We start from the raw sequence: 14,664 nt of genomic DNA, 5'->3' as shown, positions 1-14,664 counted from the left end.
GGAGCAGCCGGGACCGCAGGACATGCGAGAAGTGCAGCGCGACCTGCTGTCCGACCTGCTCCGGGACTCTCCGCGCGCCTTTCCGGGCGACCTGCGGTGCGACATGGAACGTGACGATCGCCGCAGCGGACTCGCCACTTCCGACCCCTTCGCTGGCGTAGCGTCGACAGTTCGCGGCGCGCACCCCCGCCCCCTCACCACCAGCACACCCACCAGGACCGGCGATCCACGTGAGCTCCTCCCCCTTCACCCGGAACAGTCCGCACCGTCAGGCACGGCAGGGGGTCCCTCCACGCCCGCAGGGGCGCAGGGGGAGGACCACGGGCGCGTACCGACTGGTGCGTACCCGGCCGGGTTCCGTGGACCCCCCTCTCCTGGACGCGGCGCAGCAGGCGGTGGTTGATCACCCCGGCGGTCCGCTGCTGGTCCTCGCCGGGCCGGGCACCGGCAAGACCACCACGCTCGTCGAGGCGGTCGCCGCCCGCGTCGCCCGGGGCGGCGACCCGGCCCGCATCCTCGTGCTCACCTTCAGCCGCAAGGCCGCGGTGGAGCTGCGCGACCGGATGGCCGCCCGGCTCGGTGCCGCTCGCGGCCCGCAGGCCACCACGTTCCACTCCTTCTGCTACGCACTGGTCCGCGCCCACCAGGACGCCGACCTCTTCGCCGAACCGCTGCGGCTGCTCTCCGGACCGGAGCAGGACGTCACCGTCCGCGATCTGCTGGCCGGCCAGCTCGAACTGGAGCAGGAGGGCCTCGCGCACATCCGCTGGCCCGACGAACTGCGGGCCTGCCTGACCACGCGAGGCTTCGCCGACGAGGTACGCGCGGTGCTCGCCCGGAGCCGCGAGCTGGGCCTCGGCCCGAACGCCCTCGCCGACTTCGCGCGCCGCACCGGCCGCCCGGACTGGGGCGCGGCCGCCGAATTCCTCGCCGAGTACCTGGACGTGCTGGACGCGCAGGGGGTACTGGACTACGCGGAGCTGGTCCACCGGGCGGTGCTCCTCGCCGAGCGCCCCGAGGTGTCGGCGCTGCTGGCCGGCGAGTACGACGCGGTCTTCGTCGACGAGTACCAGGACACCGACCCGGCGCAGGTGCGGCTGCTCCACGCGCTGGCCGGCAACCGGGGGAGTGCGCCGGGAGCCGGCGGCGGCCGGGACCTGATCGCGTTCGGCGACCCGGACCAGTCGATCTACGCCTTCCGGGGCGCCGATGTGAACGGCATCCTCGACTTCCCGGAGACGTTCCGGCGAGCGGACGGCGACCCGGCCCCGGTCGGCGTCCTCACCACCTCGCGCCGCTCCGGCGAACAGCTGCTGGCCGCCACCCGGCTGCTCACCCGCCGGATGCCGCTGACCCGCCTGCCGTCGGCGAAGGTGCGCGCCCACCGCGAGCTCGCGGCGGTCCGCGAGGGCGGCCGGGCGGAGACGTACACCTACCCGACCGCGTCCACCGAGCTCGACAACATCGCCGACCTGCTGCGCCGCGCCCATCTGGAGGACGGCGTGCCGTGGAACGAGATGGCGGTGCTGGTCCGCGCCGGCGGCCGCACGATCCCCGTGGTGCGCCGCGCGCTCACCTCGGCGGGCGTGCCTCTGGAGGTCGACGGCGACGACCTCCCGCTGCGCCACGAACCGGCGGTGGCCCCGCTCCTCACGGCACTGCGCACGGTCGCCACGGCGGCGCTGCACCGCACGGCGACCACGAAGAAGACACCGGGAGCGGACGCGGCCGAGGATCCGGCCCCGGACCCCGCCCCGGTTCCCTCCTCCGACGAGCCTCCTGCTCCCTGGCTCGACACCGAGACCGCTCTCACCCTCCTCGCCTCTCCTCTCGGCTCGATGGACGCCGCCGATCTGCGCCGGCTCGGGCGGGCGCTGCGCGACGAGGAGCGGGCCGCCGGGAATCGCGTACCGGCGCCCTCCGGGGAACTGCTGGCCCGCGCACTCGCCGAGCCCGAGCGCCTCGTCGCGCACGACCCCGCGTACGCCCGTGGTGCCCAGCGTCTCGGCGCGCTCCTGCGCAAGGCCCGTGAGCTCCTCGAAGGCGGCGGTACCGCCGAAGAGGCCCTGTGGGAGCTGTGGGCCGGAACCCCTTGGCCGGGACGGCTCGAGAGGGCCGCGCTGCGCGGAGGCGCCGGCGGCCGCAATGCCGACCGCGACCTCGACGCCGTCTGCGCGCTCTTCGACACCGCGGCCCGCGCCGAGGAACGCACCGGCGGCCGCGGCGCGCTCAACTTCCTCGAAGAGGTCGACGCCCAGGACATCGCCGCCGACACCCTCTCCAAGCGCGTCGTGCGCCCCGACGCCGTACGCCTGATGACCGCGCACCGGTCGAAGGGGCTGGAGTGGCGGCTGGTGGTCGTCGCAGGGGTGCAGGAGGGCCTCTGGCCTGACCTGCGCCGCCGCGGTTCACTCCTCGAAGCGGACCGGATCGGCCGCGACGGACTCGCTGAACCGCTCACCCCGGGCGCCCTGCTCGCCGAGGAACGCCGCCTCTTCTACGTCGCGGCGACCCGCGCCCGTGAACGCCTGATCGTCACCGCGGTGAAGGCCCCCGCAGACGACGGCGACCAGCCGTCCCGCTTCCTCACCGAGCTCGGCGTCGAACCGCGCGACGTCACGGGCCGCCCCCGCCGGCCCCTCGCCGTCGCCGCGCTCGTCGCCGAGCTGCGCGCCACCACCGTCGACCCGGATGCCTCCGACGCCCTGCGCGACGAGGCGGCCCACCGGCTGGCCCGGCTGGCCGCACTCACGGACGACGAGGGCCAGCCGCTCGTACCGTCGGCCCATCCGTACCGCTGGTGGGGCCTGTACGAGCCGACCCGCTCGGCCGTCCCGCTCCGCGACCGGGACCACCCCGTGGCGCTCTCCGGCAGCGCACTCGACCAGCTCGCCAACACCTGCGCACTGCAGTGGTTCCTCGGCCGCGAGGTGAAGGCGGACGCCCCGGCGACGGCCGCGCAGGGCTTCGGCAACGTCGTGCACGTACTCGCCGACGAGGTCGCCTCCGGACGCACCCCCGCCGATCTGGCGGTCCTGATGGAACGCCTCGACTCGGTCTGGGACGGGCTGGTCTTCGACGCCCCCTGGAAGTCGCAGCAGGAGAAGGAGCAGGCGCGGGTCGCCCTCGAGCGCTTCCTGCGCTGGCATGTCATGGACCGCACCGGCCGCACCCCCGCCGCGAGCGAGCACGACTTCGACGTGACGCTCGAAGCGGGGGAGTACGAGGTACGGATCCGCGGCTCCATGGACCGCGTCGAACGGGACGCCGACGGCCGGGCGTACGTCGTCGACTTCAAGACCGGAAAGCAGGCTCCGACGAAGGACGAGGTCGCCCGTCACCCCCAGCTCGCCGTGTATCAGCTGGCCGTCCGGGAAGGGGCCGTCGACGAGATCTTCGACGGCCACCGTCCCGCCCCCGGTGGCGCCGAACTCGTCCAGTTGAGGCAGCCCGCCCCCAAGAAGGAGGGCGGCGACACCCTGCCCAAGGTGCAGGCCCAGGAGCCGCCCACCACCGAGTGGGTCTCCGACCTGCTGGCCACGGCCGCGGGCCGTGTCCTGGACGAACGCTTCACCCCCACGACCGGCCAGCACTGCACCCACTGCACGTTCCGGGGGTCCTGCAGCGCGCAGCCGGAGGGCCGCCACATCCTGGAGTGACGCGGGTATCGGCTGTGGACGGTCAGCCCTTGCGGGCCACGGTCACGTAGACATTGATGTCGTCATCGGTCGCCTCGCCGATGCTCACGTACCGGGTCCGTTCGATGGCGTCGAGACCCGCCAGGTGCTCCGCGGAAGGCGCCGGTTCCGGTGCCTCGGCCGCGTCGGCCGCATGATCCGGGCGCCAGTGGTGCGCAGGGACAATGCCGGGCTCCAGTTGCTCCAGGCCGTTCTCGGTCAGGAAGCGCTCGATGCCGGCACGCGAACGCAGGACGAAGGAGAACCCCCGCTTCCGGAATGTCTCCGCGACCTTGTTGATCGCCACCGGGTTCATGTCCTCGCTGAGGTGGCTCAGGACGAGATGGCTGCCGGAGGGCAGAGCGTCCAGCAGGTTCCGGACGATGTCGTACGCCTCGTCGTCCTCGATGAAGTGCAGTACGGCGGCGAGAACGAGGGCGACCGGGCTGTCGAAGTCGAGTGTCCGGCGTGCTTCCAGGAGGATCTTCGCGGGGTCGCGCAGGTCGGCTTCGATGTAGTCCGTCCTGCCCTCGGCGCTGCTGGTGAGCAGGGCCTGCGCGTGGACCAGGACGACCGGGTCGTGGTCGACGTAGACGATCCGGGACTCCGGGGCGACGTCCTGGACGATCTGGTGCACGTTCTGCCGGGTCGGCAGCCCCGCCCCCACGTCCAGGAACTGCCGGATGCCCGCGCCCGTGGTGAGCTCGGTCACGGCCCGCCGTACGAAGTCCCGGTTGTGCCGGACGTCGAGGTGCCCCCGTGGACTGGCCGCCGGCGCCATGGCCGCGGCCTCCCGGTCGGCGGGAAAGTTGTCCGTGCCGCCGAGGAACACGTCGTACACCCGGGCCGGATGCGCCTTCGTCGTATCGATGCGCCTCATGAGCCCGGCGGAGTCCGTTCCGGCGTTCGGCCCGAAGCCGGGGGCAGGTGCGTCGGGGCTCATATGACCCTCCTCGTAAGGTCGTTGATGCGATCACATGCGATCGGGACCGGTCGGCCTTCAACCTGGACCGGTCGGCAATCCCGGACGAGGCACTTCCCGGCCACCGCCGGTCCGGCTCATCGCCCCGCACACTGTCGGTCCGCCCGGTTAGCCTCTGTGGAGTGTCCTCACGTATCACCGATCCCGAGCAGCTCAAGGAGCTCCTCGGGATCCCCTTCACCCCGGAGCAGACGGCCTGCATCACCGCGCCGCCCGCCCCGCAGGTGATCGTGGCCGGAGCCGGGTCCGGGAAGACCACGGTGATGGCGGCGCGCGTGGTGTGGCTGGTCGGCACCGGACAGGTCGCCCCCGAGCAGGTCCTCGGGCTCACGTTCACGAACAAGGCGGCGGGCGAGCTCTCCGAGCGCGTCCGCAAGGCCCTCGTCGCCGCCGGGGTCACCGATCCGGACGTCATCGACCCGGACAACCCCCCGGGCGAGCCCAGCATCTCCACGTACCACGCCTTCGCCGGACGGCTCCTCACCGAGCACGGACTGCGGATAGGACTCGAACCCACCACCCGCCTCCTCGCCGACGCCACCCGCTACCAGCTGGCCGCCCGCGTGCTGCGCGAGGCCCCCGGCCCCTACCCGGCCCTGACCAGGTCGTTCCCCACCCTGGTCAGCGATCTGCTGGCACTCGACGCCGAACTCGCCGAGCATCTCGTCCGCCCCGAACAGCTCGCGGAGTACGACGCCGAACTCCTCCGTACGCTCGCATCGGCCCGGCTCACCAACGCCGAGCTGCGCAAGATCCCCGAGACCACCGAGGCCCGCCGCGAGCTCCTCTCGCTGACCCGGCGCTACCGGGACGCCAAGCGCAGCCGTGACCTCCTCGACTTCGGCGACCAGATCGCGCTCTCCGCCGAGCTCGCCCTCACCCGCCCCGAGGTCGGCGCGATCCTGCGCGACGAGTACCGGGTCGTCCTGCTCGACGAGTACCAGGACACCTCGGTCGCCCAGCGGCTGCTGCTCTCCGCCCTCTTCGGCAGCGGCCCTGACGGCACCGCGTCCGGGCACGCCGTCACCGCCGTCGGCGACCCCTGCCAGGCGATCTACGGCTGGCGCGGCGCCTCCGTCGCCAATCTCGACGACTTCCCGCGCCACTTCCCGCACGCCGACGGCACCCCCGCCACCCGGTACTCCCTCAGCGAGAACCGCCGCAGCGGCGGTCGCCTGCTGCACCTGGCCAACGGGCTCGCCCAGCCGCTGCGTGCCATGCACGAGGGCGTCGAGGCACTGCGCCCCGCCCCTGGCGCCGAGCGCGACGGCATCGTCCGCTGCGCCCTCCTGCGTACCCACACCGAAGAGATCGACTGGCTCGCCGACTCGATCGCCCATCTCGTCCGGACCGGGAAGGCACCCGGCGAGATCGCCGTCCTGTGCCGCACCGCCGGGGACTTCCCGGAGATCCAGGCCGCGCTCGTCGCCCGCGACATCCCGGTCGAGGTCGTCGGCCTCTCCGGGCTGCTGCACCTGCCCGAGGTCGCCGACCTCGTCGCGGTCTGTGAAGTCCTCCAGGACCCCGGCGCGAACGCCTCCCTGGTCCGGCTGCTCACCGGCCCCCGCTGGCGGATCGGCCCGCGCGACCTGGCCCTCCTCGGCCGCCGGGCCCGCCTCCTCGTCCACCACGCCGTCCACGCCGACGACGAGGACTTCGACCCGGACCGGCGGCTCGCCGAAGCCGTCGAAGGCATCGACCCGGCCGAAGTCATCTCGCTCGCCGACGCCCTCGACACGTTCCTCGAATCGAGCGGTACGGAGGACGACGGGCTGCCGTTCTCCACCGATGCCCGCATCCGCTTCGCCCGCCTCGCCACCGAACTGCGCGACCTGCGCCGCTCGCTGGCCGACCCCCTCATGGACGTCCTGCACCGCGTCCTCGCCACCACCGGCCTCGAAGTCGAACTCTCCGCGTCGCCGCAGGCCCTGGCCGCCCGCCGCCGGGAGACCCTCGCCAACTTCCTGGACGTGGCGGCCCGCTTCGCCTCCGTCGACAGCGAGGCCACGCTCCTGGCCTTCCTCGCCTTCCTGCGCACCGCCGTCCAGTACGAGAAGGGCCTGGACAACGCGCTGCCCGGCGGCGAGAACACCGTCAAGGTCCTGACCGCCCACAAGTCCAAGGGCCTGGAGTGGGACGTAGTCGCCGTGCCCGGCCTGGTCGCCGGCCAGTTCCCCAGCGGTCAGTCCCGCGACGCCTGGACCTCCCAGTCCAAGGTCCTCCCGCACGCCCTGCGCGGCGACGCGGCCACGCTCCCCGTCGTCCACACCTGGGACGCCCAGGGGCTCAAGGGCTTCAAAGCGGAGATGAAGGCGCACCAGCACACCGAGGAGCTGCGCCTCGGATACGTCACCTTCACCCGGCCCCGCACCCTGCTGCTCGGCTCCGGCCACTGGTGGGGCCCGTCCCAGAAGAAGCCGCGCGGCCCGTCCGACTTTCTGCAGGCGCTGTACGAGCACTGTGCGGCCGGACACGGCGAGATCGAGGCCTGGGAGGACGAGCCGGCCGAGGACGAGGAGAACCCGGCACTGGCGGCCACTGCGGCCGCCGACCACGCCTGGCCGCTGCCCCTGGACGACACGGCACTCGCCCGCCGCCGGGCGGCCGCGGACACGGTGCTGGCTCATCTGGAGAAGTCGGCGACGGCGGGGAGCGACTCGGTGCCGGGGGCGTATCCCGCCGCACCGGACGACGACGCGTTCCCGTTCACCTTCCCGGACGAGGACCCGTACGCCGACGAGGACCCGTACCCGGACGACGAGGCCGCGGACTGGGACGCCTGGTCGACCGAACCCCCCGCGGCCCCGGGGCCGGACCCGGCCCCTGCACCACACGCCCCCAACCCGTACGTCCCCGCGGCCCGCACCCCCTCACGGCTCACCCCGGAGGAGTCCCGCACCCTCGCCTCCTGGGACCGGGACCTCGACGCGCTCGCCGGTGAGCTGCGCCGCGCCCGCGCCACTGTGCGAGAGGTCCTCGTGCCCGCCTCGCTCTCCGCCACACAGCTGCTGCGTCTCGCCGACGACCCCGACGGCTTCGCCCAGGAACTGGCCCGCCCCATGCCCCGCCCGCCCGCTCCGGCAGCCCGCCGCGGCACCCGGTTCCACGCCTGGGTGGAGGCCCGCTTCGAGGAGCTGCCGCTGCCCATGCTCGGCCCCGACGAGCTGCCCGGCGGCGACGAGAGCGACGCCGACATCGCGGACGAGCGCGACCTCGCTGCGCTCAAGGAGGCCTTCGAGCGCACCCCGTACGCCCACCGCACCCCGTACCGCGTCGAGACTCCGTTCCGGATCACCCTCGCGGGCCGGGTGATCCGCGGCCGGATCGACGCCGTGTACCGCAACGAGGGCCCCGACGGGTACACGTACGAGATCGTCGACTGGAAGACGACCCGCAATGTGCCCAGCAGCCGCGAAGGCACCTCGGGCACCCCTGCCGCGGACCCGCTCCAGCTCGCCGTCTACCGCCTCGCCTGGGCCGAACTGCACGACATACCGCTCGACTCCGTCACCACCACATTCCTGTTCGTCCGCAGCGGGGAAGCCGTCCGTCCCGACCACCTGCCGGGCCGTGCCGAGCTGGAGCAGCTCCTCCTGGACGAGCCACCTCCGATGGGCCGATAGGCTCAAGACCATGAGCGACACACCGGACAGCGCCGTCCGTACGTACACCGAGCAGCACCGCACAGCCTTCCTCGACGACCTCGCCGAGTGGCTGCGGATCCCCTCCGTCTCCGCCCAGCCGGAGCACGACGGAGACGTACGACGCAGCGCCGAGTGGCTGTCCGCCAAGCTCAAGGAGACCGGCTTCCCGGTCACGGAGATCTGGGAGACCGCAGGTGCGCCCGCGGTCTTCGCCGAGTGGCCGTCCGACGACCCGGACGCTCCGACCGTCCTCGTCTACGGGCACCACGACGTGCAGCCCGCAGCCCGGGAGGACGGCTGGGACACCGATCCGTTCGAACCGGTGATCCGGGACGGCCGGATGTACGGGCGCGGCGCGGCCGACGACAAGGGCCAGGTGTTCTTCCACACCCTCGGCGTCCGGGCTCACCTCGCCACCACCGGCCGCACCACCCCCGCCGTACACCTCAAGCTCCTCGTCGAGGGCGAGGAGGAGTCCGGCTCCCCGCACTTCCGCTCCCTGGTCGAGCAGCAGGCGGCGCGTCTGGCGGCGGACGCCGTGATCGTCTCCGACACCGGCATGTGGGACGAGACGACCCCGACGGTCTGCACGGGCATGCGCGGCCTCGCCGAGTGCGAGATCGAGCTGTACGGCCCCGAGCAGGACATCCACTCCGGGTCGTTCGGCGGCGCCGTCCCCAATCCGGCGACCGCCGTGGCCCGCCTCGTCGCCGCGCTGCACGACGCGGACGGACGGGTCGCGATCCCCGGCTTCTACGACGGCGTGACGGAACTCACCGACACCGAGCGCGCCCTCTTCGCCGAGCTCCCCTTCGACGAGGACACCTGGCTGCGCTCCGCCAAGTCGCAGGCCACGACGGGCGAGGCCGGCTACTCCACGCTGGAACGCATCTGGGCGCGCCCCACCGCCGAGGTCAATGGCATCGGCGGCGGCTACCAGGGTGCCGGAAGCAAGACCATCATTCCGTCCTCCGCCCTGGTGAAGATCAGCTTCCGGCTGGTCGCCGGCCAGGACCCCGACCACGTCCAGCAGGCCGTCCGCGTCTGGGCCGAGGCGCGGTTCCCGGCCGGCATCCGCCACCGGATCACCTTCGCCCCCGCCACCCGTCCCTGCCTGACCCCGCTGGACCACCCCGCCCTGCAGGCCGTGGCCCGAGCCATGGGACGGGCCTTCGGCCAGAAGATCCTCTTCACCCGCGAAGGAGGCTCGGGACCCGCCGCCGACCTGCAGGACGTGCTCGGCGCACCCGTCCTCTTCCTGGGCATCTCCGTACCGTCCGACGGCTGGCACGCCCCCAACGAGAAGGTCGAACTCGATCTCCTGCTCAAGGGCGTGGAGACCACCGCCCACCTGTGGGGCGAGCTGTCGGCCGCACTCCGCTGAATCCTCTGAACACCCGAACCGTCCCGGGGGAGTAGGAAGCACCTGTGAGCACCTTCGACAACGCGACAGACCGGCCCATCGGTCTCACCGCGCCCAGCGGCATCGACCGCGCCGCGCACCACCGCCTCGACGAGGCCTGGCTCTCCGCCGCCTGGAGCCACCCGACCACCCGCGTCTTCGTGGTCTCGGGCGGGCAGGTGCTGATCGACGACACGGCCGACGGCGGTACGGAGATCGTCATGACCCCGGCCTTCGAGGCTCCGGTCACCGAGACCCACCGCTACTTCCTCGGCACCGACGAGGACGGCGTCAGCTACTTCGCGCTCCAGAAGGACTCCCTGCCCGGCCGCATGGACCAGCCTGCCCGCCCGGCCGGCCTGCGTGAGGCCGGACTGCTGCTCGGCCCCCGCGACGCGGGGCTGATGGTGCACGCGGTGGCGCTGGAGAACTGGCAGCGGCTGCACCGCTTCTGCTCCCGCTGCGGCGAACGCACGGTCATCGCGGCGGCCGGCCACATCCGTCGCTGCCAGGCCTGCGGCGCCGAGCACTACCCGCGCACCGACCCCGCAGTGATCATGCTGGTCACGGACGACCAGGACCGTGCTCTGCTGGGCCGTCAGGTGCACTGGCCGGAAGGCCGCTTCTCGACGCTCGCGGGCTTCGTCGAGCCGGGGGAGTCGATCGAGCAGTCCGTGGCCCGCGAGGTGTTCGAGGAGGCGGGCGTCACGGTCGGCGAGGTCGAGTACATCGCCAGCCAGCCCTGGCCGTTCCCGTCGAGCCTGATGCTCGGTTTCATGGCCCGGGCCACCTCGTCGGAGATCAATGTGGACGGCGAGGAGATCGAGGAGGCCCGCTGGTTCTCCCGCGAGGACCTGACGGCGGCCTTCGAGTCGGGCGAGGTCCTGCCGCCGTTCGGCATCTCGATCGCGGCACGTCTGATCGAACTCTGGTACGGCAAGCCGCTCCCGAGGCCGGGCAGCGTCGGCTGACGCGCGCTGCTCGGCGCGCGACCGGGGCGTGCGTGGCCCGGTCGCGCCTTCAGGACCGCGCCGGTTTCTCCCCCGAAGAGACGACGGCGCACTAATCTGGCCCCGGGCCGTGACTGGCGCTGAGGTGGAGCACCACCGGGGAGCGGTCCGACGAGACTCTCGACAACCGTCGATGCCGTGCGCCTGGGCGACACACCGTGATCCTCGCGATCCTCGTGACACCCAGGAGCGAAACGTGGCCCAGATCCAGACAGCCCGTCCGATGGACGGCACCGCCCTCGCCCGCAGGATCATCGAAACCAGCGCGGCGACGGCAGCCGAACTCCGGCTGCGCACCGGGAAGGCACCCTGCCTGGCGACGGTGCTGGTCGGGGAAGACCCGGCCTCGGTGACCTACGTCCGGATGAAGCGTCGCCGGTGCGAGAGCGCAGGCATCGAGTCGCGGCACGTGGCCCTTCCTGCCACCTCCACCACACAGGATGTGGTCGACGCGGTCACCGCACTGTCGGCCGACCCCGGTGTCCACGGCATCCTGCTCCAGCACCCTGTGGGACCGCACATCGACGAACGCGCCGCCTTCGAAGCGATCGATCCGGCCAAGGACGTCGACGGGGTCACCATGCACTCGTTCGCGACGATGAGTTTCGGCCTGCCCGGCTTCGTCTCCTGCACGCCCGGCGGAATCATCCGCCTGCTGGACGAGTACGACGTCGACCTCGCCGGAAAGCAGGCGGTCGTCGTGGGGCGCAGCGCCATCCTCGGCAAGCCCGCCGGGATGCTTCTGCTCGGCCGGGACGCCACCGTGACGTACTGCCACTCACGGACGGCCGACCTCTCGTCGATCGTGCGGGAGGCGGACGTCCTCCTCGCCGCGGTCGGCAAGCCACGCTTCATCGCCGGTGCGGACATCAAGCCGGGCGCCGTGGTGATCGACGCCGGCTACAACGAGGGCAACGTCGGCGACGTCGACTTCGAGACAGCCGTCGAGCGGGCGCGGCTGATCACCCCGGTCCCGGGCGGTGTCGGACCGATGACCATCGCGGTGCTCCTCGAGCAGACGGTCGCGGCGGCGGTCCGGCAGCTCGGCGTCGCGGTGGCGTGACCCGAAGCCCGGCTTCCGGGTACGCGAACACCCGCCGTCCTCCGGGGCGACCGGAAGGCAGCGGGCGTTCACGTGGGCTCTTGGTGCCGGCCCTTCGTGCGGGCTCTTAGCCCTGGCACTTCGCGCCGGCGCGAAGAGCGCAAGCGCGCGCGATCAGACGCCGATCTTCTGCTTCACCTGGGCCAGCGAGGGGTTCGTCAGCGTCGAACCGTCCGAGAAGAGCACGGTCGGAACGGTCTGGTTGCCCCCGTTGGCCTTCTCGACGAAGGCCGCGGACTCCGGGTCCTGCTCGATGTTGATCTCGTTGTACGTGATGCCCTCGCGGTCCATCTGGCCCTTGAGCCGACGGCAGTAACCGCACCACGTGGTGCTGTACATCGTCACAGTGCCCGGCATGTTTTCCCGCTCCTCTGTCTCGTTCGTCTCGTCACGTTGCGTTGCCGCGTCCGGCGGAAAAGCTGGAAAGGTGCCCCCCGCAGGGAGTGGAACGTACGTGACCTGGCCGCCATTCCCGCAGCCGCCCCTGCATTAATACGACGGATACCGCTCCCCTGTGGACAACTTCCGCGTCCGCCTCTCCCGACCTGGCAGCATGGCGGGGTGACATCAGCAACGCATTCCTCTCTCTTCCCCCGGGTCCCCGAGTCGGCGGACGCCGTGCTCGACGGGCTGGACCCCGAGCAGCGCGAGGTCGCCCTGGCCCTGCACGGTCCGGTGTGTGTGCTGGCCGGAGCCGGTACGGGCAAGACGCGAGCGATCACGCACCGCATCGCGTACGGGGTGCGTGCCGGGATACTTCAGCCGACGAGTGTGCTGGCTGTCACGTTCACCAACCGGGCCGCGGGCGAGATGCGGGGCAGGCTGCGCCAGCTCGGCGCGGCAGGGGTGCAGGCGCGGACGTTCCACTCCGCCGCCCTGCGACAGCTCCAGTACTTCTGGCCGAAAGCAGTCGGTGGTGATCTGCCGCGGCTGGTGGAGCGCAAGGTCCAGCTGGTCGCCGAAGCAGCCGCCCGTTGCCGCATCCGGCTCGACCGCAACGAGCTGCGGGACGTCACCAGCGAGATCGAGTGGGCGAAGGTCACCCAGACCGTGCCCGCCGACTACCCGGCCGTGGTCGCCAAGACCCAGCGGGACGCCCCGCGCGATCCGGCCGAGATCTCCCAGATCTACGCGATGTACGAGCAGCTGAAGCGCGACCGCTCGGTGATCGACTTCGAGGATGTGCTGCTGCTCACCGTCGCGATCCTCCAGGACCGCCATGACATCGCCGACCATGTCCGCCGCCAGTACCAGCACTTCGTGGTCGACGAGTACCAGGACGTCAGCCCGCTCCAGCAGCGACTCCTCGACCTCTGGCTCGGCGACCGGGACAACCTGTGCGTCGTCGGGGACGCCGGTCAGACGATCTACTCGTTCACCGGGGCTACCCCCGACCACCTGCTGAATTTCCGCACCCGCCACCCGAACGCGACCGTGGTCAAGCTGGTTCGGGACTACCGCTCCACGCCCCAGGTCGTCCATCTCGCCAACGGCGTGCTCGGCCAGGCCCGCGGCCGCGCCGCCGAGCACCGGCTCGAACTGGTCTCGCAGCGGGAGCGGGGGCCGGAGCCGGCCTATACGGAGTACGCGGACGAGCCCGCCGAGGCCGAGGGCACCGCCCGCCGGATCCGCGATCTGATCGCTGCGGGCGTCCCGGCCGGCGAGATCGCCGTGCTCTACCGGGTCAACTCCCAGTCCGAGGTGTATGAGCAGGCCCTGTCCGACGCGGGCGTGCCGTACCAGCTGAGGGGAGCGGAGCGCTTCTTCGAGCGCGCGGAGGTACGGGAGGCGGGCGTCGCCCTGCGCGGCGCCGCCCGTGCCGGGGGCAACGACTCGTTGCTCGACGACGCGGAGGGGCTGCCCTCGCAGGTGCGGGCGGTGCTCTCCACCAAGGGATGGACCACGGAGCCGCCCGCCGGCTCCGGGGCGGTGCGCGACCGATGGGAGTCCCTGGCCGCCCTGGTCCGGCTGGCCGAGGACTTCGAACAGGCCAAGCCGGGGGCGACGCTCTCCGACCTGGTGGCGGAGCTGGACGAGCGGGCGGCAGCCCAGCACGCCCCCACGGTCCAGGGAATCACGCTGGCATCACTGCACTCGGCGAAGGGCCTGGAGTGGGACGCCGTGTTCCTGGTCGGGCTGACCGAGGGCATGATGCCGATCACGTACGCCAAGACCGACGAGCAGATCGAGGAGGAGCGCCGGCTGCTGTACGTCGGCGTCACCCGAGCACGCTTCCATCTCTCGTTGTCCTGGTCGTTGTCCCGGTCGCCCGGCAGCCGCGGCGGACGGCGCCCGAGCCGCTTCCTGAACGGGCTGCGCCCCGGCTCGGCGGCGCTCGGCGGCGGCCGCGGCGCGGCCGGCACCGGGGGAAGCGCCGGGGGAGGCATCGAGCGGCCGGCGGTGGCCAAGCGCAGGCGCCGTGGCCCCGCCCTGTGCCGGGTCTGCGGCAGGACCCTCACCGACGCGGGCGAGATGAAGCTGATGCGCTGTGAGGACTGCCCCTCCGACATGGACGAGGCGCTCTACGAACGGCTGCGCGACTGGCGCGCGGAACAGGCCAAGGAGATCGGCCAGCCGGCCTACTGCGTGTTCACCGACAAGACGCTGATCGCGATCGCGGAGGCGGTCCCGGGCAGCGACGGTGAACTGGCGGGAATCTCCGGGGTCGGTGTCCGGAAGTTGGACCGGTTCGGCGCCGCCGTGCTGGCCATATGCGCAGGCCAGGACCCAGACGAGGGGCTCGGAGGAGACGACGACGAGGTGTGAGAAAAACTCGTCGAAAAAATAGTTTGCGCCCGCCCCAGTCATCACCATAGGTTCTTAACCACGGGAACAGCGACTTCTCTG

8 protein-coding genes and 1 riboswitch are annotated in these 14,664 nt (G+C 72.1%); of the genes, 6 read left to right on the top strand and 2 right to left on the bottom strand.

Features of this window, described 5'->3' with window-relative positions; translation table 11 throughout:
- Window positions 1–230: 230 nt before the first annotated feature.
- On the top strand, window positions 231–3,659 hold the full coding sequence (locus OHA88_RS18520; RefSeq protein ID WP_328626335.1) for an ATP-dependent helicase: 3,429 nt from the start codon (window positions 231–233) through the stop codon (window positions 3,657–3,659).
- A gap of 22 nt (window positions 3,660–3,681) precedes the next feature.
- Here the strand turns inward: OHA88_RS18520 and OHA88_RS18515 are convergent, their stop codons facing one another.
- The gene (locus tag OHA88_RS18515; protein WP_443044248.1) at window positions 3,682–4,620 is read right to left on the bottom strand and encodes an SAM-dependent methyltransferase; all 939 of its coding nucleotides are present in this window, start codon (window positions 4,618–4,620) and stop codon (window positions 3,682–3,684) included.
- Window positions 4,621–4,781: 161 nt separating this feature from the next.
- Here OHA88_RS18515 and OHA88_RS18510 point away from each other — a divergent pair, with 161 nt between their 5' ends.
- From OHA88_RS18510 to OHA88_RS18495, 4 genes are all read left to right on the top strand, one after another.
- Complete coding sequence (locus OHA88_RS18510; RefSeq protein ID WP_328626334.1) at window positions 4,782–8,282, top strand: ATP-dependent DNA helicase; 3,501 nt, start codon at window positions 4,782–4,784, stop codon at window positions 8,280–8,282.
- Window positions 8,283–8,292: 10 nt separating this feature from the next.
- Complete coding sequence (locus OHA88_RS18505; RefSeq protein WP_328626333.1) at window positions 8,293–9,687, top strand: dipeptidase; 1,395 nt, start codon at window positions 8,293–8,295, stop codon at window positions 9,685–9,687.
- 44 nt (window positions 9,688–9,731) lie between these two features.
- On the top strand, window positions 9,732–10,676 hold the full coding sequence (nudC, locus tag OHA88_RS18500; protein WP_267002114.1) for an NAD(+) diphosphatase: 945 nt from the start codon (window positions 9,732–9,734) through the stop codon (window positions 10,674–10,676).
- A gap of 99 nt (window positions 10,677–10,775) precedes the next feature.
- A riboswitch (ZMP/ZTP riboswitch) is annotated at window positions 10,776–10,872 on the top strand.
- 39 nt (window positions 10,873–10,911) lie between these two features.
- Window positions 10,912–11,778, top strand: a complete 867-nt coding sequence (locus OHA88_RS18495; RefSeq protein ID WP_328626332.1) for a bifunctional 5,10-methylenetetrahydrofolate dehydrogenase/5,10-methenyltetrahydrofolate cyclohydrolase — start codon at window positions 10,912–10,914, stop codon at window positions 11,776–11,778.
- A gap of 153 nt (window positions 11,779–11,931) precedes the next feature.
- On the opposite strand, the gene OHA88_RS18490 is transcribed toward OHA88_RS18495, so the two are convergent.
- The gene (locus OHA88_RS18490; RefSeq protein WP_030915506.1) at window positions 11,932–12,174 is read right to left on the bottom strand and encodes a mycoredoxin; all 243 of its coding nucleotides are present in this window, start codon (window positions 12,172–12,174) and stop codon (window positions 11,932–11,934) included.
- A gap of 204 nt (window positions 12,175–12,378) precedes the next feature.
- On the opposite strand from OHA88_RS18490, the gene OHA88_RS18485 reads away from it, so the two are divergent.
- Window positions 12,379–14,583, top strand: a complete 2,205-nt coding sequence (locus OHA88_RS18485; protein ID WP_328626331.1) for an ATP-dependent DNA helicase UvrD2 — start codon at window positions 12,379–12,381, stop codon at window positions 14,581–14,583.
- Window positions 14,584–14,664: the final 81 nt, after the last annotated feature.

It is taken from the genome of Streptomyces sp. NBC_00353 (genome assembly GCF_036108815.1).
Classification (GTDB): Bacteria; Actinomycetota; Actinomycetes; order Streptomycetales; family Streptomycetaceae; genus Streptomyces.
Note: the sequence above shows the minus strand (reverse complement) of the source record. Positions and strands in the feature narration are given on the sequence as shown.